21 protein-coding genes are annotated in these 25,212 nt (G+C 56.0%); 11 read left to right on the forward strand and 10 right to left on the reverse strand.

Annotated features, from left to right (window positions below; translation table 11 throughout):
• Nucleotides 1-26: 26 nt before the first annotated feature.
• Nucleotides 27-1,235, forward strand: coding sequence for an MFS transporter (locus tag ACOT0L_RS00975; protein WP_126503799.1), 1,209 nt, complete (start codon nucleotides 27-29; stop codon nucleotides 1,233-1,235).
• Here the strand turns inward: ACOT0L_RS00975 and mtfA are convergent.
• A complete protein-coding gene (gene mtfA, locus ACOT0L_RS00980) occupies nucleotides 1,232-2,029 on the reverse strand; it encodes a DgsA anti-repressor MtfA (RefSeq protein WP_022648578.1) in 798 nt (265 codons plus the stop codon). The two genes, ACOT0L_RS00975 and mtfA, sit on opposite strands and share 4 nt — an antisense overlap.
• A gap of 266 nt (nucleotides 2,030-2,295) precedes the next feature.
• On the opposite strand from mtfA, the gene ACOT0L_RS00985 reads away from it, so the two are divergent.
• Nucleotides 2,296-3,198 (forward strand): LysR family transcriptional regulator, encoded by a 903-nt coding sequence (locus ACOT0L_RS00985; protein WP_023300505.1) that lies wholly within the window; start codon nucleotides 2,296-2,298, stop codon nucleotides 3,196-3,198.
• On the opposite strand, the gene ACOT0L_RS00990 is transcribed toward ACOT0L_RS00985, so the two are convergent.
• The 3 genes from ACOT0L_RS00990 to ACOT0L_RS01000 form a co-directional block, all read right to left on the reverse strand.
• On the reverse strand, nucleotides 3,170-3,958 hold the full coding sequence (locus ACOT0L_RS00990; RefSeq protein ID WP_126503794.1) for a substrate-binding domain-containing protein: 789 nt from the start codon (nucleotides 3,956-3,958) through the stop codon (nucleotides 3,170-3,172). The genes ACOT0L_RS00985 and ACOT0L_RS00990 overlap by 29 nt on opposite strands.
• Nucleotides 3,959-3,964: 6 nt before the next feature.
• Nucleotides 3,965-5,266 (reverse strand): MFS transporter, encoded by a 1,302-nt coding sequence (locus tag ACOT0L_RS00995; protein WP_126503792.1) that lies wholly within the window; start codon nucleotides 5,264-5,266, stop codon nucleotides 3,965-3,967.
• A 260-nt stretch (nucleotides 5,267-5,526) separates the two neighbouring features.
• The gene (locus tag ACOT0L_RS01000) at nucleotides 5,527-6,822 is read right to left on the reverse strand and encodes a serine hydrolase domain-containing protein (protein ID WP_126503790.1); all 1,296 of its coding nucleotides are present in this window, start codon (nucleotides 6,820-6,822) and stop codon (nucleotides 5,527-5,529) included.
• Nucleotides 6,823-6,917: 95 nt separating this feature from the next.
• On the opposite strand from ACOT0L_RS01000, the gene ACOT0L_RS01005 reads away from it, so the two are divergent.
• On the forward strand, nucleotides 6,918-7,823 hold the full coding sequence (locus ACOT0L_RS01005; RefSeq protein ID WP_126490205.1) for a LysR family transcriptional regulator: 906 nt from the start codon (nucleotides 6,918-6,920) through the stop codon (nucleotides 7,821-7,823).
• Here ACOT0L_RS01005 and fumA read toward each other — a convergent pair.
• Nucleotides 7,812-9,461, reverse strand: a complete 1,650-nt coding sequence (gene fumA, locus ACOT0L_RS01010) for a class I fumarate hydratase FumA (protein ID WP_126503788.1) — start codon at nucleotides 9,459-9,461, stop codon at nucleotides 7,812-7,814. The two genes, ACOT0L_RS01005 and fumA, sit on opposite strands and share 12 nt — an antisense overlap.
• A gap of 52 nt (nucleotides 9,462-9,513) precedes the next feature.
• Nucleotides 9,514-11,022: an anion permease gene (locus tag ACOT0L_RS01015; protein WP_072201094.1), complete on the reverse strand. Its 1,509-nt coding sequence runs from the start codon at nucleotides 11,020-11,022 to the stop codon at nucleotides 9,514-9,516.
• Between the two features lie 608 nt (nucleotides 11,023-11,630).
• Here ACOT0L_RS01015 and ACOT0L_RS01020 point away from each other — a divergent pair.
• Nucleotides 11,631-14,411 carry a flavocytochrome c gene (locus ACOT0L_RS01020; RefSeq protein ID WP_126503786.1) on the forward strand — a complete coding sequence of 927 codons (2,781 nt, stop codon included), beginning with the start codon at nucleotides 11,631-11,633 and terminating at the stop codon, nucleotides 14,409-14,411.
• 58 nt (nucleotides 14,412-14,469) lie between these two features.
• Complete coding sequence (locus tag ACOT0L_RS01025) at nucleotides 14,470-15,432, forward strand: FAD:protein FMN transferase (protein ID WP_032624009.1); 963 nt, start codon at nucleotides 14,470-14,472, stop codon at nucleotides 15,430-15,432.
• Here ACOT0L_RS01025 and dcuR read toward each other — a convergent pair.
• A complete protein-coding gene (dcuR, locus tag ACOT0L_RS01030; RefSeq protein ID WP_023300497.1) occupies nucleotides 15,413-16,132 on the reverse strand; it encodes a two-component system response regulator DcuR in 720 nt (239 codons plus the stop codon). The genes ACOT0L_RS01025 and dcuR overlap by 20 nt on opposite strands.
• On the reverse strand, nucleotides 16,129-17,745 hold the full coding sequence (locus ACOT0L_RS01035) for a sensor histidine kinase (RefSeq protein WP_126503784.1): 1,617 nt from the start codon (nucleotides 17,743-17,745) through the stop codon (nucleotides 16,129-16,131). Before ACOT0L_RS01035 ends, dcuR begins: the two co-directional genes overlap by 4 nt.
• A gap of 153 nt (nucleotides 17,746-17,898) precedes the next feature.
• Between ACOT0L_RS01035 and ACOT0L_RS01040 the strand changes: the two genes are divergently transcribed.
• Nucleotides 17,899-18,762 carry an N-acetylmuramic acid 6-phosphate etherase gene (locus ACOT0L_RS01040; RefSeq protein WP_023300495.1) on the forward strand — a complete coding sequence of 288 codons (864 nt, stop codon included), beginning with the start codon at nucleotides 17,899-17,901 and terminating at the stop codon, nucleotides 18,760-18,762.
• 55 nt (nucleotides 18,763-18,817) lie between these two features.
• Here the strand turns inward: ACOT0L_RS01040 and ompC are convergent, their stop codons facing one another.
• Nucleotides 18,818-19,984 carry a porin OmpC gene (ompC, locus tag ACOT0L_RS01045; RefSeq protein ID WP_022648565.1) on the reverse strand — a complete coding sequence of 389 codons (1,167 nt, stop codon included), beginning with the start codon at nucleotides 19,982-19,984 and terminating at the stop codon, nucleotides 18,818-18,820.
• A gap of 284 nt (nucleotides 19,985-20,268) precedes the next feature.
• Here ompC and ACOT0L_RS01050 point away from each other — a divergent pair, with 284 nt between their 5' ends.
• The 3 genes from ACOT0L_RS01050 to ACOT0L_RS01060 are packed head-to-tail and all read left to right on the forward strand — an operon-like array spanning nucleotide 20,269 to nucleotide 22,919.
• The gene (locus ACOT0L_RS01050) at nucleotides 20,269-20,970 is read left to right on the forward strand and encodes a phosphohydrolase (protein ID WP_023306528.1); all 702 of its coding nucleotides are present in this window, start codon (nucleotides 20,269-20,271) and stop codon (nucleotides 20,968-20,970) included.
• A 43-nt stretch (nucleotides 20,971-21,013) separates the two neighbouring features.
• Nucleotides 21,014-22,447: a DNA cytosine methyltransferase gene (locus ACOT0L_RS01055; RefSeq protein WP_113787992.1), complete on the forward strand. Its 1,434-nt coding sequence runs from the start codon at nucleotides 21,014-21,016 to the stop codon at nucleotides 22,445-22,447.
• On the forward strand, nucleotides 22,428-22,919 hold the full coding sequence (locus ACOT0L_RS01060; RefSeq protein ID WP_022648562.1) for a very short patch repair endonuclease: 492 nt from the start codon (nucleotides 22,428-22,430) through the stop codon (nucleotides 22,917-22,919). Before ACOT0L_RS01055 ends, ACOT0L_RS01060 begins: the two co-directional genes overlap by 20 nt.
• Here the strand turns inward: ACOT0L_RS01060 and yedA are convergent.
• On the reverse strand, nucleotides 22,891-23,805 hold the full coding sequence (gene yedA / locus ACOT0L_RS01065) for a drug/metabolite exporter YedA (protein ID WP_023300492.1): 915 nt from the start codon (nucleotides 23,803-23,805) through the stop codon (nucleotides 22,891-22,893). The genes ACOT0L_RS01060 and yedA overlap by 29 nt on opposite strands.
• A gap of 175 nt (nucleotides 23,806-23,980) precedes the next feature.
• Here yedA and ACOT0L_RS01070 point away from each other — a divergent pair, with 175 nt between their 5' ends.
• Both ACOT0L_RS01070 and ACOT0L_RS01075 read left to right on the forward strand, forming a co-directional pair.
• The gene (locus ACOT0L_RS01070) at nucleotides 23,981-24,895 is read left to right on the forward strand and encodes a DUF808 family protein (RefSeq protein WP_169441341.1); all 915 of its coding nucleotides are present in this window, start codon (nucleotides 23,981-23,983) and stop codon (nucleotides 24,893-24,895) included.
• Between the two features lie 77 nt (nucleotides 24,896-24,972).
• Nucleotides 24,973-25,155 carry a YodC family protein gene (locus tag ACOT0L_RS01075; protein WP_022648559.1) on the forward strand — a complete coding sequence of 61 codons (183 nt, stop codon included), beginning with the start codon at nucleotides 24,973-24,975 and terminating at the stop codon, nucleotides 25,153-25,155.
• Nucleotides 25,156-25,212: the final 57 nt, after the last annotated feature.

Raw genomic sequence — 25,212 nt, forward strand, 5'->3', positions numbered from 1 at the left:
TTTATTGACATTATCTTCACAATTCTATGCGCACCTGTACTGAGAACATCACTGACAATATGGCCCCGAAGGCAAACTGGCCCCTTGCACTGGGCACCGGTTTATTGGGTATCGGACAAAACGGTTTGCTGGTCATGCTGCCGCAGCTGGTCTCCCTGACCGGACTGTCGCTCTCCGTCTGGGCCGGGCTGCTGATGTTCGGCTCGATGCTCTTTTTACCCGCATCGCCCTGGTGGGGACGCCAGAGCGAGCGGCACGGCTGTAAGGTCGTGATGCTGGCCTCGTTAGGCGGCTATCTAGCGAGCTTCGTCCTGATGGCGCTGGTGGTCTGGGCGATGGCCAACGGCGCGCTGAATGCCCTCTGGGGAATGGCGGGCCTGGTTCTGTCGCGCATGCTGTACGGCCTGACGGTATCGGGGCTGGTGCCTGCGGCCCAGACGTGGGCCATTCAACGCGCGGGGCTGGATAAAAGAATGGCGGCGCTGGCAACGATAAGCTCTGGCCTTAGCTGCGGGCGTCTGCTGGGACCGCCTCTGGCCGCGCTGATGCTCAGCGTCAGCCCGGTCGCACCGCTCTGGCTGATGGCGCTGGCGCCGTTTATCGCGCTGCTTCTGGTGCTGCGCGAAGCCGCCGATCCCCCGCTGCCGCCGGTGGCGCACCAGTCGACGCGGTTACAGGCCTCTATGATGCCTTTCCTGCTGCTGGCGCTGCTGCTGGCGGCGTTGGTCAGCCTGATGCAGCTTGGTTTATCGCCGCATCTTCATCCGTTATTTAATGGCGATGCCGTGCAAATCAGCCATCATGTCGCCCTGCTGCTGAGCCTGGCCGCGCTGGCGACCCTGGCGGCGCAGTTTCTGGTGGTACGCCCGCAGCATTTTAGCCCGAGGGTTTTACTCTTAATTGCCGCGGTCTTGATGGTGGCGGGGCTTGGGCTGATGTGTCTCGCCAGTTTAGCCCTGTTCTACGTGGGCATTGTCATCACCTCGCTGGGTGCCGCCATGGCCACGCCGGGATACCAGCTTTTGCTCAACGATCGGCTGACGACGGGCAAAGGGGCAGGGGTGATCGCCACCAGCCATACGCTGGGGTACGGGGCCAGTGCGCTGCTGGTACCCGTGGTGACGCGCTTTTACGGTGAGCAGTTTTTGATTACTGCCGCATGGGGAATGGCGCTGCTGTTTCTCGCGGTGAGCGTGTGGGTACGATCGACCGATCGTACCCCTGCTGAACATTAGTGGAACGGATGAGAGGAGGTGCTGGCTGCGTCCTCACTTTGCCGCAGACGCTGGAGCGGATCCTGCTGGTAAAACTGGCAGAAACGCTGCCACAGCGCCGGGAAGCGTGGGGCGAAAAGCTCAGGTGCGCTAAAGAAATACTCGGACAGCACCGCGAAGCACTCGGCGGGATCGGTCGCGGCATAGGCATCAATGCTGGCCGCGCTTTCACCCACCAGGTCTATCTCATCCTGAATGTTTTCCATCGCCGCGTGCAGGTCGTGCTCCCATCCCGCGACTTCACGCAGCGGGATCAGCGGCACGCCGCTGGCGCGATCGCCGTTGCGGGTATCCAGCTTATGCGCTACTTCGTGAATGATCAGGTTGAAGCCCGAGGCATCGAACGAGTCCTGAATATCCAGCCAGTTGAGGATGATCGGCCCTTGCTGCCAGCTCTGCCCGGACTGCACCATACGCTGGTTGTGCACCAGCCCGATGTCATCCTCCCACTCATCATCGACGATAAACGGCGCCGGGTAGATCAGCACTTCGTGGAAGCCATCCAGCCATTCGATACCCAGCTCCAGTACCGGTAAGCAGAAGAGCAGGGCGATGCGCGAATTTTTAAGCGGATCCAGTTCGAAGCCCTGTAGCGGCACCAGCCGTTTTTGCTGTAAAAAACGCTCGGCCAGCTGAATCAGCTTTGATTGCTCTTCAGGCAAGAGATTCGCCAGCACGGGGATCGCCAGAGCCTCATCCCAGGGCAGCGCCATATTTCGACCAGCTTCGTTCGTTTTCCAGGGCCACTTAATCATCGCTTTGCTCGTTACTCGCACGTGAACAAAATGGAAAGGTCAGGGGCTGTTAGCATGCCAACATACTCTGTTAAGCAGTATGACACTCCTCTTCGGCGGCATGCAGACTGGCAGCCTGTTTAGGAGGAATCCAGCCCGCATAAACTATCACTATGTGCCGTAAGGTTGATAGCGCTTTAGGGGTATCCCCTTCATTTTGTGAAGTATGTCGTACGCGGCTATGATAAATCTCTTCTTACCCTACCGTGCTTAAGGATCCCGTCAGTATGCCCGTCAATTTTGACCTCAACGATCTCTACGCCTTCCGCGCTTTACTGGAATACGGCAATTTCCGTCTTGCGGCGGAGTCTATTTGCCTTTCCCAGTCGGCGTTGAGTCGCAGAATTGAAAAGCTGGAGGCGGCACTGGGGACAAAACTGTTCGACAGAACCACCCGGCGCGTCACGCTGACTCTGTATGGACAGACCTTTGCCGACCGGTGCGGGCAACTGCTTGTCGACGTGGAGTCCATGCTTTCGGATATCGATAAGGCCAGCGAGGAGCGCACGGGATTAATCACCGTGGCGACGGTGCCGTCTGCCGCCTGTTACTTTATGCCGGATGTGATCCGCCGCTTTCAGTCCCGTTACCCCCGCGTGCGCATTAAACTTATCGACAGCAGCGCCGGAAATGTTATCGAGGCCGTCACCCGCGGACAGGCGGATTTTGGTATCTGCTTTGCCCGGAGTTTACAGCCCGACATCGAGTTTGTCCCGCTGGTGGAGGACGTCTACGTGGCCGCCTGCCGACGAGACAGCCCGCTTGCAAAAAGAAAAAGCCTGACGTGGCAGGCTTTTTATCAGCAGGATTATATCGGTCTGGATAAGACCTCCGGCAACCGCAATCTTCTCGACCAGCGGGTCGGACATATTCGGCCTGAGCGCCCCAGCATCTGCGAAACGCGGCACGTGACGACTATGCTCGGGATGGTTGAAGCCGGGATCGGCATTGCGGCCGTTCCCGCCATGTCAATGCCCCGCGCAGAGCATTCGCTGCTGACGTCGGTGCCTTTAACCGAGCCAGAGGTCAGGCGAACCGTGGGGCTGATTCGCCGCCGCGGGCGGATCCAGTCCTACATTGCTGCCGAACTCGAAACGCTGATCACCGAGCAGTATCGCGAGGTGCACTGACGGGCGTTAAGCCCGTTGCCGTAATGACGCTGGCCGCCTGTGGCGAGGAGAGAAAGGCCAGCAGCGCTTTTCCCTGTTCGGGATGGTCGGCCTTCTGCGTTACGGCTCCGGCGAAACGGGTAATGTACTGCATGTCGTCAGGCAACTTACCCACAAACGTCACGCCCGGGATCGGCAGAAGCTCGCTCACCTGCTGAAAGCCGAGATCGTATTTCCCTTTTGCCACTTCAGACGCCACCGGGATGCGCTCAACCCGGTGCGCTTTATTTTGGACCTGGCCGTCGATGCCCAGCTTACGGAACAACTGGCTCTCAACATACCGGCCGCTGGCGCTGTCGGAATAAGCCATGGAATGCGCCTTCAGCAGCGTTTGCCGCAGGGCGGGTACCGTACTGATATCCGGCACCGGCGCGCCCGCTTTGACGACCATCCCGACGGGCGAATCCGCCAGCTCCACGCGGGAGCCCGCCGCCGTCCTGCGATCCTGTTCCAGTTTCGCCAGCGCATCTCCAACCATAATCACCACGTCCGCTTTTTCGCCCCGGGCGAGCCGGGCCGGAATGGCCTGCGGTGTTTTGCCCATCGACGGGCCGGAGACCACAATGAGCCTGTCGCCGCTTTGCGCTTCGTACTGCGGCGCCAGCTTCTCCAGCGCCGCTTTGAAGCCGCCAGAAATCATCACCGTCACCTCCTGCGCAAGCGCGCCCGCGCTGAGGGTGGCGAAGGTCAGGGCGGCAATCACCGTTCTGAATGTAAGCATGAGGGATCACTCCTTAACGGTGGTTTGCAGGATTAACGTGCGACGACGATAGAGATAAAGCGTTGCCAGCAGGGCGCAAACGGCGGCAAAGCTCATCCAGTACCCCGGGGAGGCTTTGTCGCCGGTGTACTCAATTAAGGCGGTAGAAATCACCGGCGTGAAACCGCCAAAGACCGCCGTTGCGAGGCTATAAGCCAGCGAGAAGCCCGCCACACGCACCTCTGCTGGCATGATCTCCGTCAGGGCCGGGATCATCGCGCCGTTATACAGGCCGTAGAGGAAAGAGAGCCACAGCAGCACGGTCAGCATCATTGAGAAACTCGGGGCTGCCGCCAGCATCGTCAGTGCCGGATAGCTGGTCGCCAGCGCCAGCAGCGTCATGGCGATCAGCACCGGTTTGCGTCCGAAGCGGTCCGATAGTGCACCGCCAATCGGTAGCCAGATGAAGTTAGAAATGGCTACCAGCAGCGTGACCAAAAGACTGTCCGAGGCGCTGAGCATCAGGACTTTTTTACCGAAGGTCGGCGCGTAAACGGTGATCAGGTAAAACGCGGTGGTGGTCATCGCCACCATCAGCATACCCGCGACGACTACTGGCCAGTTGGCGAGCAGCGTTGTGAAGACCTGACGCATCGCCAGATGGTGGCGACGGGCGCTGAATTCCTCGGTCTCTTCGAGCTTGCGGCGCAGGAAAAAGATGAACGGCACAATCAGACAGCCAAACAGGAACGGAATACGCCACCCCCATTCGCGAATGGCACTCTCTTCCAGCACCATATTCAGCGCAAAGCCCATCGCCGCCGCGATCATAATGGCGACCTGCTGGCTACCCGACTGCCAGCTGGTGTAGAAACCCTTGCGGCCCGGCGTGGCGATCTCCGCCAGATAAACCGAAACCCCGCCCAGCTCGGCGCCTGCCGAAAAGCCCTGCAACAGGCGGCCAGTCAGCACCAGTAGCGGCGCCCAAAGGCCAATGCTCTGATAAGAAGGGATCAGCACAATCAGAAAGGTTCCGGCGGCCATAATCGACAGGGTGACGATCAGCCCTTTACGGCGGCCCACTTTATCAATGTAAGCCCCCAGCACAATGGCCCCGATCGGACGCATCAGAAAGCCCGCGCCAAAGACGGCGAAGGTCATCATCAGTGACGCAAATTCACTGCTTGCCGGGAAGAACGTGTGGGCGATGTAGGTGGCATAAAAGCCGAACAGAAAGAAGTCGAATTGCTCAAGAAAGTTGCCCGACGTGACGCGGAAAATCGCGCCCGCTTTCGAACGAACCGTTGCAGGTGAGGTTGAGGAAACCATGATTATCTCCAGTTTTATAGTGACGTTATGCTCGTCTGTTTCTGAAAACTGGATCAGGAAGTGGAAATTGATAAGCGCAAATCGCGCATGGACTGATGCGTATGGTGCATTAATGACAAAGCGTTGACCAGTATTTACATATTCAACAATAACTTAACATTTCGGTGATCTTTTATTTACCACTTTTCGCTAAGTTGCTGATATATCAGTTTTGTGACACCGCGCAGGTGAGAAGCCAGGCGGGGCCTGGCTTGGGATTATCAGCGCAGCGCGTTGGCAATCGCGCTAAACATCAGCGACGCTTCCAGCGGCTGGGCGCTGAATGACGGCTCTGCCTGCGGCCAGGTGGACCACTGGACGATAACCAGTTTTTCTTTCTGATTAACCATGATCATCTGACCAAAAATACCCAGCGCCCACAGGGAATCCTTCAGCGAATTTTCGACTTTCGGCTCCACGTTTGTGGCGGTGGCCGGCACTTCGTTGTTCCACCACTGGTAGCCGTACAAGCCTTTCGGATGCGCGGCGGACACCGATCCTTTGGCCTGTGTCCAGGCTGAGGACTGCTTCACCCAGCCCTCGGGGAGGATCTGCTTTCCGTCCGGCAGTGTACCGTTATGCAGTATAAACTCCCCGAAACGCCCCCAGTCTTCCAGCGTGGCGTTAAATCCATGCGCACCCACGTCGTGCTGGCCTTTGCTGTAGGCATGCCACACGCCGTCGCTCGCCATACCGTACGGCTGCCAGATGCTTTTCTCCAGATACGCCGCGAGCGTCATGCCGGTGGCGCGCTCAAGCACATCGCCTAACAGCCAGGCGCCACCCGAGGAATAGGACCAGTTTTCACCCGCCGGGTGTTCACGGTGTAATCCTTTCACCAGTGTGCGCACGCAGTCGTAGGTGCCCGGTTTCGCTTCGCATTCGGTAAGCCGGGCGAAGTCTGACTGCGGGTTAGTGTAATCTTCGTTCCACGCCACGCCCGAGGTGTGGGTGATGAGCTGTTTTAGCGTTACGCCCTCCCAGGCGGTGCCTTTTAAATCCGGTTCGTACTGGGTGATGAGGTCGTCCAGGGAGTGGATTTTACCCTGTTTTATCGCAACGCCCACCAGCGCGGAAACCACCGATTTGCCCACGGAACGCGACGTCCAGAGCGTTGTGTTGGTATTGCCTTCTCCCAGGTATTTATAGGCCACTTTGCCATTTTTCAGCACCAGCATGCCGCTGACGTTCTGGCGTTTCAGGTAATCCTGAAGATTGTAAATCTTACCCTTCACCTGATAGCGGGCATCAGTGAGCGGTTTTTCTGCGGGCAGCAGCGGCGTTGCGTTGCCGTGGCGGAACACATCGCCCGCGTAGTTGCGGTAGTCATTGCGAAAGCCCACCACGCGATCGGCCTGGCTCCAGGTGAGCATGGTATGTGCGTCCGGGAGTCTGGCATCGAAAGGCGCCGGATAGGTCGTGAGGTCGGTACCGTTGCAGGCCGCCATGACGGCGGGCGAGAGCAGGCTGCTGACAACCAGCGCCGCGAGCAGCGTGCGGTTTGTTTTGATTTTCATATTTATCTCGTTTGGCTCAGGAAGGACTTCAGTTTAAGAACCTGCGGCCTATAATAAAAAACGCGTTATGGGGGAAAATCCCCCGGAAAAATCGCGTGGAGAATGACGTGGCATCACTGATCTATTCCTTTGCCCAACTTGAGGCGTTCACCGCCGTCGCTGAGCACGGCAGCCTGATGAAGGCGGCCAGTAAACTCGGCAAAGATCGTACAACCTTGCGGGATCTGATCGATTTTCTTGAGGATGGGCTGGGCTACGCTCTGTTCCTGCGGGAGGGGCGCAGCCTGCGCCTGACGCCGGAGGGGGAGCAGCTTCAGCGGCAGGCGCACCTGCTGATGCGGCAGGTCAAAGCATTTGAGGCGTTTGCCCGATCGGTGCCGGACAGCGCCACGCAGGACATTGCCCTCGTTTACGATCCGTTCACCCCCAGAGCTTTTTTACAGGCGCTGATTGCCACACTGGCGGCGAAAAAGATCCGCCTGAGCCTGACCAGCGCATCGCGCGATGAGGCGGAAGCTATGCTGGCGAACGGTCAGGCCGATCTGGGGATCTGCCAGGCGCGCAACCGCAGCGTGGGCAATGAGATGGAGTGGCGGGCGCTGGGGGCGATCGAAATGGATTTTTACGCCGCAACGACGCTTTTTGCGGAGGTTGCGTCGCCGGTGTCGCTGCTCGATCTCTCTCTGGTTCCGCAGGTGATTATGCATGCCGCGTCAGACGAGCCGGTTGCCCGTCGCCTGCAAATTTCAGGGCACACGCTTTTCACTAACGAACTGGAGATGCTGCGCGGCCTGCTGGAGCAGGGCTGCGGCTGGGGGTTTTTGCCGACCCATCTTCACGCAACGCAGTGGAAAAATGTAAAAAGGCTGCCCACCGAAGTGGGCAGCCAGGGGATCGGTCAAACGATGGTGACGATCTGGAAACCGGGCAGCGACAAGCGCGGGTTAATTAATGAAACGCTGTCGCTGCTGCCGTCATTGTGGAAAGACTCAGCGCTGTGAACAGCCTTTGCACAGCTTGTTCTGGATCTGCTGGAAGAAATCGTTACCTTTGTCATCCACCAGGATAAACGCCGGGAAGTTCTCCACTTCAATTTTCCAGATCGCTTCCATTCCCAGTTCCGGATACGCCACGCACTCCAGACTCTTGATGCTGTTTTGCGCCAGCACCGCCGCCGGGCCGCCAATGCTGCCGAGGTAGAAGCCGCCGTGCTTTTGGCAGGCGTCCGTCACCTGCTGGCTGCGGTTACCTTTCGCCAGCATGATCATGCTCGCACCGTGGGATTGCAATAAGTCCACGTAGGAGTCCATACGTCCCGCAGTGGTCGGGCCGAGTGAGCCAGACGCGTAACCTTCTGGCGTTTTGGCCGGGCCTGCATAGTAAATCGGGTGATCTTTGACGTACTGCGGCAGTTCTTCCCCGTTGTCGAGCAGCTCTTTCAGCTTCGCATGGGCGATGTCGCGCGCCACAATAATGGTGCCATTCAGCGACAGGCGGGTGGAGACCGGGTGCGCGGAAAGCTGCGCCAGAATATCGGGCATCGGCTTGTTCAGATCAATGCTTACTACGTCGCCTTCCCCCTGCTGGCGCAGGGATTCAGGAATATACTGGCCCGGATTGTGCTCCAGCTTCTCAATCCAGATCCCCTCGCGGTTAATCTTCGCCTTGATGTTGCGGTCGGCGGAGCACGAAACACCCATGCCGATTGGACAGGAGGCACCGTGGCGCGGCAGACGGATCACGCGAATATCGTGCGCGAAGTATTTCCCGCCAAACTGCGCGCCAAGGCCGAGGTTTTGCGCTTCCTGAAGCAGTTCCTGCTCGAGCTGGACGTCGCGGAACGCCTGGCCGTGCGCATTGCCTTCGGTTGGCAGGCCATCATAGTAGCGCGCAGAGGCGAGCTTGACGGTTTTCAGCGTGGCTTCCGCTGAGGTGCCGCCGATAACGAAGGCGATATGGTAAGGCGGGCAGGCCGCGGTGCCGAGGGTCCGCATCTTCTCAACCAGATAATTTTTTAGCTTCGCCGGGGTGATCAGCGCTTTGGTTTCCTGATACAGATAAGTTTTGTTGGCGGAACCGCCGCCTTTCGCCATGCAGAGGAATTTGTACTCGTCACCATCCACGCTGTAGAGGTCGATCTGCGCGGGCAGGTTGGTGCCAGTATTCACCTCTTTATACATATCCAGCGCCGCATTCTGCGAGTAGCGCAGGTTGTCTTCAATATAGGTGTTATACACGCCCTGGCTCAGCGCGGCTTCGTCACCGCAGCCGGTCCAGACGCGTTGGCCTTTCTTACCCATAATGATTGCCGTGCCGGTATCCTGGCAGGTCGGCAGCACGCCTTTCGCCGCAATCTCGGAATTGCGCAGGAATTGCAGGGCGACGTACTTATCGTTCTCGCTGGCTTCCGGGTCGCTCAGTATAGCCGCAACCTGCTTCTGATGAGAGGTGCGCAGCATAAACGCCGCGTCGTGGAAGGCCTGCTGGGCCAGCAGGGTCAACGCCTCTGGCTCGACTTTCAGCACTTCCTGACCGTCGAACTCGGCAACGGAAACGTGCTCTTTGGTCAGCAGATAATATTCGGTGTCGTCATGCGCGAGTGGGAAGGGGTTCTGGTAGATAAAGGGTTTGTTTGACATAGCTTGCTCCACAAAAATTTAACCGCCGGAGGAAATGTCCGGCGGTCAGAAATCAGAACATCATGGACATCCACGGGTAACCAATCAGCAGCAGAGCTGCCAGGAAGATGGCACCGAAGATGGTGCCGAGGCGCCAGTAGTCTTTGGTTGGCAGGTAGCCGCTACCGTAGTAAATCGGGCTTGGGCCCGTACCGTACGGGGTGATGATCCCCATCACGCCCAGCGAGGTCACCATCAGCAGAACGAACACTTCCATATTCATGCCCGGAATGGTGGAGGCAATCGTCAGCATCGCTGGCAGTAGCGCGGTAGTGTGCGCGGTGGTGCTGGCAAACAGGTAGTGCAGCAGGTAGAACGCCAGCAGCAGGACGATGGTGGCCACACCCGGAGAGATACCGCTCATCAGCATGCCGCCTTCTTTACCCAGCCAGCTGATAAAGCCGGTGGAGGAGAGACCATCCGCCAGCGCCACCAGGGTGGCGAACCAGACGAAGGTATTCCACGCGGCTTTGTTGCCGGTGATGTCGTTCCACTCCAGCACGCCGGTCCACAGCATCAGGCCAACGATCAGCAGGGCAGCCATGGCCGGTTCAATCCACGCCGCGGCGAAGATCCACATCAGCAGCGCGCAGCACACGAATACCAGCAGCAGGATCTCATTGCGCGACAGTTTGCCCAGTTTTTCCAGTTCGCGGGTCGCCCACAGTGGTACTTCATTGTTTACCTTCACTTCTGGTGGGTAGAACCAGTAGGCCAGCAGCGGCATGGTCAGGATCAGCAGGATACCCAGCGGCAGGAAGGCGAGGAACCAGGTCCCCCAGGAGATATCAATTCCAACGGTGCTTTTCACCAGCGCCAGTGCCAGCAGGTTAGGTGCCAGAGCGGAAAGGAACATCGAGCTGGTGATACAAGCCGCGGTGATTGCCACCCACATCAGATAGGATCCGATTTTGCGCGCGCTTGGGTCGTTGGGTTTTGAACCGTACAACGGCGGCAGGTTAGCGATAATCGGGTAGATGGTCCCACCGCTGCGCGCGGTGTTGGACGGGGTGAACGGGGCCAGCAGCAGGTCCGCGAAGGTAATGGCGTAACCGAGCGTCAGGCTGCGACGGCCCAGGTACTTCACCAGAATCAGTGCCAGACGGCGGCCGAAGCGGGTTTTGTCGTAGCCTGCGGCAAACATAAAGGCACCGAAAATCAGCCAGACGGTGGAGTTACCAAACCCGCTCACCGCCCATTTAAAGGAGGCGCCCGCCAGCTTGAATTTCGGGTCAGCCAGCTGTTCGGGGCTAAAGAGCACCCACTGGCTGCACAGCGCAATCGCCACCACGCCGGTGAGGCCGATTACGGCGCCCGGCAGAGGTTCGAAAATCAACCCGACGATGACGCCAACAAAGATGGCGAAGTAGTGCCACGCATAAGGCGGCAGACCTTCCGGAACGGGGACAAACAACAGCAGGACGGCGACAATGACGGGCAGGGCCATCATCAGCAGGCGTTTTGCTGTTCCATTTGATGCCAGATTCGCCGCAGGAGGCGTTACAGCAGTTTTTGTTTTCATAGTTTCACGTCTTAAGTTGTCAAAAATTCGTCGTACAGCGAAAACACAAATTCGATTACTTTATTCGTTTTGCTTTTTTTAGTTATTTAAGGTGCGTTTTTGTGTTTTCAGTAATAGCGATTTAACGCATTTTTGTTTGCGCTAAATAAAAAATGATGATGTTTTTATATTGCGCCTTTGGATGCCATTACTATTGATCGCGATCAAAAAAACAGAATTGAGGACGTAATTTTATACTTTTTATAATAACCACTCTGAGTAGTGTGGTTATTCGCTATTTTTAAGCATTTTATTTATCAATTTTATAACATTATTAATTTGGACTGTGTTTTAGGTTTTGATTTTAAAGGGTTTTTGATGTTCTTGGTGTATTGGCTTTACCATTGTTGATTTAACTTTTTTTAAATTAATGTGAACGTATAAAACATTCACACTAACACCAATGTGTTATTAATGTTATCGCAGGGATTAAATAGTTTATTAACTAACGTAATGACTTTAGAAACTAAAAAAAGCTTTATATTAATGTCATGACATCGGCAAAAACACGAAATAAAAAATCCATACCGATAACGAATTCTTAATTTTTAAAGTTTGGAGTTTCTATTATGAGCACTAACGAACGTATTTTAAGCCCCTTCACATTACCGAATGGTACTGAACTGAAAAACCGTTTGTTAATGGCCCCGATGACAACCTGTACGGGGTATTACGATGGCACCGTGACCAGCGAGCTGGTGGAGTACTACCGTGCCCGCGCTGGCAGCATCGGCACCATTATCGTTGAATGCTGTTTTGTTGACGATCTCGGCCTTGCGTTCCCGGGCGCAATTGGTATTGATAACGACGAAAAAATCGCCGGACTGGCAAAAATCGCTGACGCCATTAAGTCCAAAGGTTCCAAAGCCCTTCTGCAAATTTACCACGGCGGCCGTATGGTCGACCCAAAACTGATCGGCGGCCGCACGCCGGTTGGCCCAAGCGCGGTTGCCGCGCCGCGTGACGGTGCCGCGACGCCGGTTGCTCTGACTTCAGAAGAAGTGGAAGGCATGATCGGCAAGTTCGGCGAAGCCGTACGCCGCGCAATTCAGGCCGGCTTCGATGGCGTCGAAATCCACGGGGCGAATACCTATCTGATCCAGCAGTTCTACTCCCCGAACTCTAATCAGCGCGACGACGAGTGGGGTGGCAGCCGCGATAACCGCGCGAAATTCCCGCTGGCGGTGCTGGACATTACCCACAAGATGGTGCGCCAGTATGCGGACGACGCGTTCATCGTTGGCTACCGCTTCTCACCGGAAGAGCTGGAAGTCCCCGGCATTCGCTTCGAAGACACCCTGTATCTGCTGGAAAAACTGGCCGCTCGTGGGGTGGATTATCTGCACTTCTCCCTTGGCGCCGCCCTGCGTCCTTCTATCGTCGATACTCAGGACCCGACGCCACTTATCGAAAAATACTGCGCCATGCGCTCTGACACGCTGGCGCAGGTACCGGTGATGGGCGTTGGCGGCGTGGTGAATGCCACGGATGTGAATGAAGCGCTGGATCACGGTTACGACCTGATTGCCGTTGGCCGCGCCACCATCGCCTATCCGGACTGGACCGATCGCATCGCGGCGGGCGAAAGCCTGGAGCTGTTTATGGACAGTACCCGACGCGAAGAACTGAGCATCCCGGAACCGCTGTGGCGCTTCTCGCTGGTGGAAGCGATGATCCGCGACATGAGCATGGGCGAATCTAAATTCAAACCGGGCACCTTTATTGAAAAAGTGCAGGACGATGCTAACGAACTGGTGATTAACGTCAGCCTCGAAACCGACCGCATCGCCGATATCGAACTGGCCTCCGGCCCGAGTGAAGACGTGGCGTTTGTGACCAGCTTCGAAGAGATCCGTACCCGTATTCTGGATGCCAATACCCCGCACGTGGATGCTATCACCGGCGCAACCAGCCAGAGCGAGGCGGTGAAAAAAGCGGTCTCGAAGGCGATGCTGAAATCCAGCAAAGCGCTGGCGGCAGAAGAGGGCGCTGACCCGAATGAGACTAAAAGCGTGGACGTGGTGGTGGTCGGCAGCGGCGGTGCCGGTCTGGCGGCGGCGATTCAGGCTCACGACGAAGGCGCGAGCGTGCTGATCGTTGAGAAAATGCCGACTATTGGCGGGAACACCATTAAAGCCTCTGCCGGGATGAACGCGGCTGAGACCCGCTTCCAGCGCGTGAAGGGCATTCAGGACAGCAAAGAGCTGTTCTACCAGGAAAGCCTGAAAGGCGGTGGCAATAAGAACAACCCTGAACTGCTGCGTCGCTTTGTCGAGAACGCGCCGGAGGCCATCGAATGGCTGGCAACGCGCGGCATTATGCTCAACGACATCACCACCACCGGCGGGATGAGCATCGACCGTACGCACCGTCCGAAAGATGGTTCCGCGGTGGGCGGATATCTGATTAGCGGCCTGGTGCGCAATGTCAACAAACGCAACATCGAGGTGATGCTGGATACCTCCGTGAGCGACATCATCTTCGAAAACGGCGAAGTGACCGGCGTGCGTCTGACCACCGAAGAGAACGAAACCCTCACCGTGGCAACCAAAAGCGTAATTGTCGCGACGGGCGGCTTCAGCGCCAACAGCCAGATGGTGGTGAAATACCGTCCGGACCTGGAAGGGTTCGTGACGACTAACCACAAAGGCGCAACCGGCGGCGGTATCGCGCTGCTGGAGCGTATTGGCGCAGGCACCGTCGATATGGGCGAAATCCAGATCCACCCAACCGTTGAGCAGAAAACGTCGTACCTGATTTCCGAATCCATCCGCGGCGGCGGGGCGATTCTGGTAAACCAGCAGGGCAACCGCTTCTATAACGAAATGTCGACCCGCGACAAAGTTTCGGCGCAAATCATCGCGCTGCCGGAGAAATACGCTTACATCGTCTTTGACGAGCATGTTCGCGCCAAAAACAAAGCCGCGGATGAGTACATCGCGAAAGGGTTTGTCACCAGCGCCAGCTCACCAAAAGCCCTGGCGGAAGCGCTGGGGATGGATCACCACCAGTTCCTGGCAACGCTGGAACGCTACAACGGCTTTGTGGAAAAACAGCATGACGATGATTTTGGCCGCACCACCGCGCTGCGTGCGCCTATCAACGAAGGGCCGTTCTATGCCATTCAGATTGCGCCGGGCGTGCACCACACCATGGGCGGTGTGACCATCAATACAGAAACCTGCGTGCTGGACAGCAACCACAACGTATTACCGGGAGCGTTTGCTGCGGGTGAGGTTGTCGGGGGTATCCACGGCGGTAACCGCATCGGTGGTAATGCGGTGGCAGATATCATTATTTTTGGTACGCTTGCCGGACATCAGGCGGCTATGCGTTCGAAAACACGGTAAGGCTCCTGTTTCCCCGGCGGCGCGGTGCTTGCCGGGGCTACATCTGAGGACTTATGCAATGCCTGATAGCCATCGCGTTTACAGTTACAACGCCGTTCTGATGGGCTCGCCCATCCTCCTGAAACTCTTCTCCCATGACGAAGCCCTCGCGTCCCGCGTGTTTCGCCTGATCAAACAGTACGAAGATCTCCTCACCGTCAACCGTGCGGATTCGCAGGTGATGGATGTCAACCATGCTGCCGGTCAGCATCCGGTTGTCGTCAGTCGCCCGGTGTTTGACCTGATCCGCTGCGCGAAAGCGGCCAGCCTGCCTACAGACAGTGCGTTCAACCTGGCGATAGGTCCGCTGGTCAAACGCTGGAAAATTGGCTTTAAGGGGGACGCTGTACCGCCCGCGGACGAGATCGCCGCCTTGCTGAGTATCACGGATCCTGCGAACGTGGTACTGGATGACGCCAACAGCAGCGTGTTTCTTACACGCCAGGGAATGGAGATCGATCTGGGGGCTATCGCCAAAGGTTATATCGCCGACAGGGTGCGGGATTACTTGCATAAAGAGGGCGCCGAACTCGGGTTGATCAACCTTGGCGGCAACGTCCAGACGTTAGGCTCGCCGGAGGACGGCTGGCACGTCGGCCTGAAAAAACCGTTCGCTGGTGACGCGCTGATTGGCGCCATAACGGTAGAAAACCGGTCGGTTGTGACGTCAGGCACCTATGAGCGCTACTTCGAGCAGAACGGCAAACGTTATCATCACATACTTGACCCGCGTACCGGCTACCCGCTGGATAACGAACTGGACAGCGTGACGATTATTTCGCAGGACTCCCTCGACGGCGATATCTGGACCACGCTGATCTACGGCATGGGCGTGGAGCAGGGCTGCGCCGCGCTGCGTTCGCGCCCCGATATTGAAGCCATTTTTGTCACCAAAACAAAAGAAGTGGTGATCTCCTCGATGCACCACTTCCGTTTTACCCTTCTGGACGACAGCTACCGAATTACTGGCAGTACTGTTTGAGCAGGCCGACCTGTTCCGGCTGCAAACGGTAGCGATATACCGGTCGACCGGTGGCGCCGTAGTGAATGCTGGTGAACAGGATATTGATTTGCGCCAGCCAGATCAGGTATTTGCGGCAGGAGACGCGGGAAATGTTGACCGCATTCGCCAGATCGTCGGTGGAAAATTCTATCTCCGGATGGCTGTCGATCCACTGGCAAATGGTGCGCAGCGTCTGCGGCGTTAGGCCTTTCGGTAATTTTTTGCTGTCGGCCAGCTCCGGCGCGCCGCCGTGGATCAGCCTGTCGACGTCGGCCTGTTCATAATACTGATGCGAGCCCATCAGACTGCGCTTTGCCTTCCAGCCGTTCAGCGCCTCTTCAAAACGCGGGAACTGGAACGGTTTAATCAGGTAATCCACCACGCCATAGTGCATCGACGTCTGGATCGTTGCGGCGTCGGAGGCTGACGAAATCATGATAACGTCAATCGGGCGGCCCGATGCCCGGATGATGGGCAATAGATCCAGCCCGTTATCCTGCTGCATATAGACATCCAGCAGCACCAGATCGATCGGCTGGCCTGGGTTTGCGATCAATGCTTCGGCCTGGTTGAGCGTAGAAGCGACGCCGCAGCAGTTAAAACCCTCAACGCGGTTAACATACAGACGGTTGAGGTCGGCTACCATGGCGTCATCATCGACAATTAATACATTTATCACGCGATATTCCTCTCGCTATCCCAGGGGATCTGAACAAAAAATTGGGTAAATACGCCAGGCTCCGACTCGACGGTAATATCTCCGCCCAGGTTCTGGATCTGCTGACGTGCAAGGAACAGCCCAACGCCACGGTTTTCACCTTTTGTTGAGTAGCCCTTTGTAAAAATAGCCTCCAGCCGCTCGGGATTAATGCCGGGACCGTCATCGCTGACCTCACCGCTCAGCCAGCCGTTCTGATAATGCAGCAGCAGGCCGATCTCGCCTTCCGGCTGACCTTCCATCGCATCCAGGGCATTTTCGATTAAATTGCCCAGCACGGTGATCAGAACCGCAACCTGCTCTTCATTGCTGGTGTCAGGAAGCTGACTCTCCTCGGCCAGCGTCAGGGTCACTCCCGCCTCTTTGGCGCGGTTGATTTTACCCAGCAGGAAACCCGCAATGACCGGCGATTTAACCTTGCGCTGTATCGCGCCGATATCCGTCTGATAATTCTGTGCGGTCTGGATGATGTACTCTTCCAGCTTATCGTAGCGCTTCATGTGCAGCAGGCCGAGGATCACGTGTAGCTTGTTCATAAACTCATGCGTATGTGAGCGCAGGGCATCAACATAGTTGACCATACCATCGATACGCTGCATTAACTGGCTGATTTCGGTCTTATCGCGGAAGGTGCTGATTGCCCCGATGACCTGATTCTGGCTTTTCACGGGGACCATGTTGCACAGCAGTAGCCGTCCGTTACAGCCGATCTCTTGATCCTGACGAGCAATGCCGGTTTTCGCCACTTCCCGCAGGCTGGCCAGCAGTGGTTCGCCGCTGCTCTCGGAGTGCTCACCCGAGCTCAGGAGCAAAATTTCTCTGGCGGTGTGGTTAATCATCGTCACGCGCCCGTGCATATCAACAGCCATCACGCCTTCGCGCAGGGACTGCAACATGGCCTGGCGCTGCTCAAAGAGGGCGGAGATCTCGTAAGGCTCAAGCCCGAAGAGAATACGTTTCAGAACCCGGACCAGACCCCATATCGCCACTGAGCTCATCAGAACGCTGAATAAGATGGTCCACACGGCATTGAGCCGACCGCGGGCAATCTGATCTTCAACTTTATTCAGCGAAATACCCACCACGACCACGCCGATCTGGTCGTGCCGATCGTCATAAACGGGCGTAAAGACGCGCAGTGCTTCCGCGAGTGCGCCGCGGTTCACGGAGACATTCTCTTTCCCTTCGAGGGCGGGCGTCAGATCGTCGCCAATAAAATGCAAACCTAACAGCGCTTCGTTTGGATGGGAATAGCGGATCCCACGCAGGTCGGTAACCACGGTAAACAGCAGGTCGTTGCGCTTCGTCACCGCCTGGGCAATCGGCTGGATGATGCCAGCCTGCGGCGATTCCATCAGGCCACGCTTGATCTCCGGGCTGTCGGCCAGCGTTCGGGCGATACCCAGCGCAGTATCTTTCACGTCATCGCGCGTGGCACGGGTGATCTGCACAGAGTACAGCGCGAAGACCACCAGCAGCACAGAACCGATAATGGCGCACACCATCAGCGTAACCAGCGTATTCAGCTTCATAGGGCGCTTGCGCGTCGGGGGGAAGGGCTGCAAATCGCTCATTAACACTCCGCGATGAAAAAGAAAGGGCTAATTATCGCTGATGACGGGCATTTCATAAAGCCATGTAAAGAGAGGCGTTTCGTGAGCCTTCTCTCATGTGACCTGTATAAAACACTTTATAGTGTGGGGGTACTCATAATAAGGAGGCAGTTTATGAGCATTATGCTTACCGGTACGGCCAGGGAAAGACGGCACGCCAGCACGATGAACATCGACAGATTATCTACGCTGGATATGCTTAATGTCATACACCAGGATGACGCACAAATCTCTTCTGCACTTACCCCTCACTTAAGTATGCTGGCTCGCGTGGTGGATAACGCGGCGGCGACGCTTAGTCACGGCGGACGTCTGGTGCTGATCGGCGCAGGCGCGTCCGGAGGCGTGGCGAAGCAGGCGGCAGAAGCGTTCGCGCCGGGAAAACATCCGGTCATTGCGATGACAGCAGGCGATAACGCCGGAAGCTACGCGCGCGGCGTTGCCGACCTTCAGACGATAAAATTCGGCGAGCACGACATGATGCTGGCGCTGTCCGTCAGCGGCAAAACGCCATGGGTTTGGGGCGCGATGCGTCATGCGTGGTCTCTGGGCTCAACGGTCGCGCTCATTACGGAGGATGCGCAAAGTGAAGCGGCGCAGCTGGCGAGCATGGTTATTGCCCCCGATCTGGGCGCGGATGTGGTTGCCGGGTATACCAACGCCAAAGCGGGCATTGCGCAAAGCATGATAATGCATATGGTCACCACCGGTCTGGCGATACGGACAGGACGGGTGTACAGCAACCTGCGTGTTGATCTGGAGGCAAGCAATACCAGATGGGCCGAGCGACAAATTGCCATTGTAATGGAAGCGGGGGGATGCTCCCGGGCGCAGGCGAAGGCGGCGCTGGAAAGCTGTAACCATCAGTGTAAAACGGCGGTGCTAATGGTGCTGACGGGTATGGATGCCTGGAAAGCACATGAATTACTGGCGCAGAATAACGGGTTTGTTCGCCTGGCCTTGCAGGAAGCGCCGTAATATTTCAGCGTCAAATAAAAAAAGCCCGCGTTGCGGGCTTTGCTATTTATGGGGATCAGAACTGGTAGATCATACCGATGCCAACGATGTCATCGGTTGCAATACCGTTGTCATTGTAGAAGGCATCATCTTCGTCCAGCAGGTTGATTTTATAATCAACGTAGGTGGAGAAGTTCTTGTTGAAGCTGTAGGTCATGCCCACGTCGATGTAGTTAACCAGATCCTGGTCTACATAGTCATAACCATTGCCTGGATGATAATCGTTGCCACCCAAATCGATGCCTTTTGAATAGACCCACGCCAGGGATGGACGCAGACCGAAGTCAAACTGGTACTGCGCTACGGCTTCAAAGTTCTGAGTTTTGTTGGCGATGCCATCGTTGCCGTACGGAGTCATGTTGCGGGTTTCCGCATACATCATTGCCAGGTAGACATCATTCGCATCGTATTTTGCACCGATTGTCCACGCTTCCGCACGTTCACCGCCGGCATATTTGCTGAAGCGATTATAGGTACCTGCGCCGTAAGCAACCTGGTCGTTGGTACGGTCAGACGATGAATAAGCGGCACCCAGCGACAGACCGAAATCGAAGTCATAGGTAGTTGACATACCGAAGCCGTCGCCGTTCTGGAAACGAACATCATCATGGCCGTTTTTGGTGCCTTCCTGATTTTCGTTTGCGTTAGCACCTTCATTAGCACCCTGATATTGCAGTGCAAAGTTCAGGCCGTTAACCAGACCGAAGAAGTCATTATTACGGTAGGTCGCCACACCGTTAGTACGGCCAACCATATAGTTGTCGGTCCAGGTATAGGAGTCGCCACCAAATACTGGCAGCATATCGGTCCAGGCTTCAACGTCATACACGACGCCGTAATTACGGCCGTAATCGAATGAGCCATATTCGCCGTATTTCAGGCCAGCAAAGGCCAGACGGTTAAAAGAGGTGTCGCCTGCGCCTTCGGTATCGTTAGCGTAGGTTTTATATTCCCACTGGCCGTAACCAATAAGATCGTTATTAATTTGTGTTTCGCCTTTGAAACCAATCTGGACATAGGTTTCATCGCCGTCGTCGCCTGGGTTGTCGGAGAAGGTATGACGTGCATCAACTTTACCGTACAGGTCAACTTTGTTGCCGTCTTTGTTATACATTTCCGCCGCATTTGCTGCGCCAGCCATTAATAACGCGGGTACGAGAATTGCCAGAACTTTTCTTTTCATTATATATTCCCTTTAAATATAAATTGTCTGAATATATGTAATTACCCTCCGTAACTACATGGCTGATACTATTCTATGGATTATTATTTAGGTTCAAAAATAAATGTAATTAAACTGGTAAAAATATTACAAAATATTTCTTTTTATCTCTTTATTTTTCGCGTGAATTAATTCATTGAAAATATAGCGGGTAATTATTATTAAGTATTTCTAAATTCTATTTATTAAGGGTTTTGATTCGGGTGTATTATAATTCACTCTCTTTTGAGCAACAGGATGGGATGATGGAACTTGCGCAGTGGCAGCACCGTTTTGAGCGCTGGCTCGACGAAAATCATTTTACTGATGATGCGGCGCACGATATCGCCCATTTTCGCCGCGTCTGGATGACGGCGCAGACCATTATGGCTGACGGGGATTGCGATCCGCTGGTTGTGCTGACCGCATGCTACTTCCATGACATTGTCAGCCTGCCGAAAAATCACCCGCAGCGTAGTCACTCCTCGCGGCTGGCAGCGCGAGAAACGCGCCAGATCCTGAGCCGCGATTTTCCTGATTTTCCGCCCGATCGGTATGCGGCCGTTGAGCATGCCATTGAAGCGCACAGCTTCAGTGCCGGTATCGCGCCGCAAAGCCCGGAGGCCAAAACGGTCCAGGATGCCGACCGGCTGGAGGCGTTAGGCGCCATCGGCCTTGCGCGCGTCTTTGCCGTGTCCGGTGCGCTGGGCACCGCGTTGTTTGATGCCGACGACCCGTTTGCCGGGGCGCGTGCGCTGGATGATAAAGCTTTCGCGCTCGATCACTTTCAGACCAAACTCCTGCGCCTGCCGGACACCATGCAAACCGCACGGGGACGCGAACTTGCGCGTCACAATGCCGATTTTCTGATCCAGTTTATGGCGAAGCTGAGTGCCGAATTACAGGGCGATTACCTCGGAACCGACAGCCAGATATTGACCCATTTCCGTCGCAGTGTGCGATCCTGAACTGTGGTACTCTGTTTTCTGTCTTTATTGTCCGGTTAAGAGAATGCAGGAAAATCGATCAGTGACTGTGCCCGCGCCTGAGCGGGTTGAGAAATCAACGGCAGCCGTGCAGGCACTCCTGCGTCAGCTGCTGGAAATGTATGATGCTAAAACGCTGGCAAACCAGCTGGTGGCACATGGCGAGAGCCACTGGAGCCCGGCAATACTCAAGCGGCTGCTGATAAGCGACAGGGCAGGGCACCGCCTGAGCGACGGCGAGTTCCGTTATCTGCGCAACCTGCTGCCGCGCCCGCCTGCTGCGCATCCGAATTATGCCTTTCGCTTTATCGATCTCTTTGCCGGTATTGGCGGCATTCGCCATGGCTTTGAAGCTATTGGCGGGCAGTGCGTGTTCACCAGTGAATGGAACAAACATGCCGTCCGCACCTATAAGGCGAACTGGTACTGCGACCCCGACGAGCACCAGTTTAATGCCGACATCCGCGACGTCACCCTGAGCCACAAAACCGGCGTCAGCGACGAAGAAGCCGCTGAGCACATTCGCAACACCATTCCGGCGCACGATGTGCTGCTGGCAGGCTTCCCGTGTCAGCCGTTCTCACTGGCTGGCGTGTCGAAAAAGAACGCGCTGGGACGTGCGCACGGCTTTGCCTGTGATACGCAGGGCACACTGTTCTTTGATGTTGCCCGGATTATTGATGCCCGCCGCCCGGCAATTTTTGTGCTGGAGAACGTCAAGAATTTAAAGAGTCATGACGGCGGCAAAACCTTCCGCATTATCATGCAAACGCTGGATGAACTGGGTTACGACGTGGCGGATGCAGAGGACATGGGGCCGGACGATCCGAAAATTATCGACGGCAAACACTTCCTGCCACAGCACCGCGAACGCATCGTGCTGGTGGGATTCCGCCGCGATCTCAATCTGAAAGGCGATTTTACGCTGCGCGATTTGCCCTCGCTGTATCCGGCGCGCCGTCCGACAGTGGCCGATCTGCTGGAGCCCGCCGTCGATGCGAAATTCATTCTGACGCCAGTGCTGTGGAAATACCTCTATCGCTATGCCAAAAAGCATCAGGCCAAAGGCAATGGCTTTGGGTTTGGCATGGTCAATCCGCTTAATCCTGACAGCGTGACGCGTACGCTGTCGGCGCGCTATTACAAAGATGGCGCGGAAATTCTTATCGATCGGGGCTGGGATAAGGCGCTGGGCGAAAAAGATTTCGACGACCCTCAGAATCAACAGCACCGACCGCGGCGCTTAACGCCGCGCGAGTGCGCCCGCTTAATGGGCTTTGAGGCGCCGCAGGGCTACAGTTTTCGCATTCCGGTGTCGGATACACAAGCCTATCGTCAGTTTGGCAACTCGGTGGTGGTGCCAGCCTTTGCCGCCGTCGCAAAACTGCTGGCCTCACGCATCAGCAAGGCCGTTCAGCTGCGTCAGAGTGAGGCCGTCAATGGCGGACGTTCACAATAAGGCCACGCGCAGTAAAAACATGCGTGCCATCGGCACGCGTGATACCGCGATCGAAAAACGGATCGCTGGCCTCCTTACCTCCATCGGGTTTGAATTCAGGGTTCAGGATGCCACGCTTGCCGGGCGTCCTGATTTCGTGATCGATGCGTATCAATGCATCATCTTTACCCACGGCTGTTTCTGGCATCATCACGACTGCTATCTGTTTAAAGTCCCGGCGACACGCACCGACTTCTGGCTGGAGAAGATTGGCAGGAACGTCGAGCGTGATAAACGCGATGTTTCGCAGCTTTACGCCCAGGGCTGGCGGGTGCTGATTGTCTGGGAGTGCGCACTGCGCGGAAGAATGAAGCTGAATGACGTGGAACTGACGGAGCGGCTGGAAGAGTGGATCTGCGGCGGCGGTCAGGCCGCGCAGATCGATACCCAGGGCATTCACCCGATCACGGTTTCTCCACCTCACACGCCGTGACAATCGGTTTCGCGGGCAGTAAATATTTACCCAGCGTGACCAGCACCACGGCAAAGACAATCACGCCCAGCGCCAGCCATTCAATCGTCGACAGCACTTCGCCCGCAAAACCGGTACCCAGCAGCACGGCAACCACCGGGTTAACGTAGGCGTAGCTGGTGGCAACCGCCGGTGAGACGTTGCGGATCAGGTACATATAGGCGTTGATGGCAATAATCGAGCCAAACAGGGCCAGATACCCGACGGCCAGGAAACCTGAGAGATCTGGCATTGCCGTCAGTTTTTCACCCGTCAACGCCGAGGCAATCAGCAGCACGATGCCTGCCGCGAGCATTTCAATGGCACCCGCCATCATCCCGGAGGGCAGCTCAATGCGGGAGCCGTAGACCGAGCCGAACGCCCAGCTCATCGAGCCGATCATGATCATAACGGCAGCCCAGGGGTTTCCGCTCAGGTTACCGCCGCTGTTCAGCATGATAATACCCACAAGCCCAATCGCGATGCCCAGCCATTCGAGCTTACGGGTGCGGATCCCGAACAGACGACTAAAGCAGAGCGTAAACAGCGGCACGGTCGCGACGACCACGGCGGCGATGCCCGACGGCACGTTCTGGTGTTCGGCGACGGTTACTGCGCCATTGCCCACCGCTAGCAGCAGCAGGCCAATCAGGGCGGCGTTAAGCAGGGGACGCAGCGGCGGTAGCCTGTGGCCGCGCAGCAATAAAAACGCCATCAGCAGCACGCCAGCCGTAAGGAAACGAATACCGGCCATCATCAGCGGGGGCCAGCTTTCCACGCCAATACGAATGACAAAGTAGGTGGATCCCCAGATGATATACAGGGAAAAAAGTGCTCCAATGAGCGGTAATAAATGCCGAAAACGCATAGTCCCTCACGACGAAATAAAAAGTTCGATCATAGTTAACGCCAAAACTATCGGGCTGGCGAGTGCTTTAATTGTGTTGTTAATGTGAAATTTTTGTTGACGTGAGGTGCCTGTTTCCGGGCGTTGAGTTTTGTTCCATACTATTCACTTAATTAGCAAAAAAAGAAGGATAGAGATTTTGGCAGGAAGTAGCTTATTAACATTACTGGACGATATCGCCACCTTGCTGGATGACATTTCAGTCATGGGGAAACTGGCAGCGAAAAAAACCGCCGGGGTACTGGGGGATGACTTGTCGCTTAACGCGCAGCAGGTCAGCGGCGTGCGGGCGAACCGTGAGCTGCCGGTGGTGTGGGGCGTAGCGAAAGGGTCCTTTATTAACAAGGTGATCCTTGTTCCGCTGGCGCTTCTCATTAGCGCCTTTATACCCTGGGCCATTACGCCATTGCTGATGATTGGCGGGGCGTTCCTGTGCTTCGAGGGTGCCGAAAAAGTGTTGCATATGTTTGCCGCACGCAAAGAGAAAGACACCCCGGAAATGCGCCAGCAGCGTCTGGAAGCGCTGGCCGCGCAGGATCCAAAAACGTTCGAGCGCGATAAGGTCAAAGGTGCGATCCGTACTGACTTTATCCTTTCGGCCGAGATTGTGGCGATTACGCTTGGGATCGTATCCGAAGCACCGCTGATGAATCAGGTCATGGTGCTTTCGTTGATTGCCATTCTTGTAACGGTTGGGGTGTATGGGCTGGTCGGTCTCATCGTCAAGCTGGATGATATCGGCTTCTGGCTGGAAAAAAAATCCAGCGCCATTGCCCGCGTTATCGGCAAAAGCCTGCTGGTGCTGGCGCCGTGGCTGATGAAAAGTTTGTCGATAGTGGGAACTCTGGCGATGTTCCTGGTCGGCGGCGGTATTATCGTGCACGGCGTTGCTTCGCTGCATCATGCAATTGAACATCTGGCGTCGGGACATGGTTCGGTGATCGCCGCCATTCTGCCGACGCTGCTTAACCTTGTGTTGGGCTTTATCGTAGGTGTCATTGTGGTGGCAGTGGTCAAGCTGGTAGAAAAAGTACGCGGAAAATCGCATTAATTTTTGCTGACCCCGGATGCAAAAAGACCATTCCTCGTCTAAATTGAAAACGTTTCACCCTGATACAGGAGGCAGGTATGGTCTTTTTGGTCAGTGATGAAGTTAAGCCAAAGAATGGTGGTCCATGCATGATTGTCACCGGTTATTCCAGTGGAATGGTGGAGTGTCGGTGGCATGACGGATACGGCATTAAGCGGGAGGCTTTTCGTGAAGATGAGCTTCAGCCTGGTGATAAAAGGCAAAAACGCGATAAGGCTTAATCACACAACGCCCGGCCTTGCCGGGCGTTTTTACTGGCAGAAGACTTATCATATCGG

Source organism: Enterobacter cloacae complex sp. XAL002 (assembly GCF_049236805.1).
Taxonomy (GTDB): Bacteria; Pseudomonadota; Gammaproteobacteria; order Enterobacterales; family Enterobacteriaceae; genus Enterobacter; species Enterobacter intestinihominis.

Bases quoted from the DNA above. Each gene is read 5' to 3' on its own strand.
- ACOT0L_RS00975 (WP_126503799.1), top strand. From the start codon at position 27: ATGCGCACCTGTACTGAGAACATCACTGACAATATGGCCCCGAAGGCA.
- mtfA (WP_022648578.1), bottom strand. From the start codon at position 2,029: ATGATTAAGTGGCCCTGGAAAACGAACGAAGCTGGTCGAAATATGGCG.
- ACOT0L_RS00985 (WP_023300505.1), top strand. From the start codon at position 2,296: ATGCCCGTCAATTTTGACCTCAACGATCTCTACGCCTTCCGCGCTTTA.
- ACOT0L_RS00990 (WP_126503794.1), bottom strand. From the start codon at position 3,958: ATGCTTACATTCAGAACGGTGATTGCCGCCCTGACCTTCGCCACCCTC.
- ACOT0L_RS00995 (WP_126503792.1), bottom strand. From the start codon at position 5,266: ATGGTTTCCTCAACCTCACCTGCAACGGTTCGTTCGAAAGCGGGCGCG.
- ACOT0L_RS01000 (WP_126503790.1), bottom strand. From the start codon at position 6,822: ATGAAAATCAAAACAAACCGCACGCTGCTCGCGGCGCTGGTTGTCAGC.
- fumA (WP_126503788.1), bottom strand. From the start codon at position 9,461: ATGTCAAACAAACCCTTTATCTACCAGAACCCCTTCCCACTCGCGCAT.
- ACOT0L_RS01015 (WP_072201094.1), bottom strand. From the start codon at position 11,022: ATGAAAACAAAAACTGCTGTAACGCCTCCTGCGGCGAATCTGGCATCA.
- ACOT0L_RS01020 (WP_126503786.1), top strand. From the start codon at position 11,631: ATGAGCACTAACGAACGTATTTTAAGCCCCTTCACATTACCGAATGGT.
- ACOT0L_RS01025 (WP_032624009.1), top strand. From the start codon at position 14,470: ATGCCTGATAGCCATCGCGTTTACAGTTACAACGCCGTTCTGATGGGC.
- ACOT0L_RS01035 (WP_126503784.1), bottom strand. From the start codon at position 17,745: ATGAGCGATTTGCAGCCCTTCCCCCCGACGCGCAAGCGCCCTATGAAG.
- ACOT0L_RS01040 (WP_023300495.1), top strand. From the start codon at position 17,899: ATGAGCATTATGCTTACCGGTACGGCCAGGGAAAGACGGCACGCCAGC.
- ompC (WP_022648565.1), bottom strand. From the start codon at position 19,984: ATGAAAAGAAAAGTTCTGGCAATTCTCGTACCCGCGTTATTAATGGCT.
- ACOT0L_RS01050 (WP_023306528.1), top strand. From the start codon at position 20,269: ATGGAACTTGCGCAGTGGCAGCACCGTTTTGAGCGCTGGCTCGACGAA.
- ACOT0L_RS01055 (WP_113787992.1), top strand. From the start codon at position 21,014: ATGCAGGAAAATCGATCAGTGACTGTGCCCGCGCCTGAGCGGGTTGAG.
- ACOT0L_RS01060 (WP_022648562.1), top strand. From the start codon at position 22,428: ATGGCGGACGTTCACAATAAGGCCACGCGCAGTAAAAACATGCGTGCC.
- yedA (WP_023300492.1), bottom strand. From the start codon at position 23,805: ATGCGTTTTCGGCATTTATTACCGCTCATTGGAGCACTTTTTTCCCTG.
- ACOT0L_RS01075 (WP_022648559.1), top strand. From the start codon at position 24,973: ATGGTCTTTTTGGTCAGTGATGAAGTTAAGCCAAAGAATGGTGGTCCA.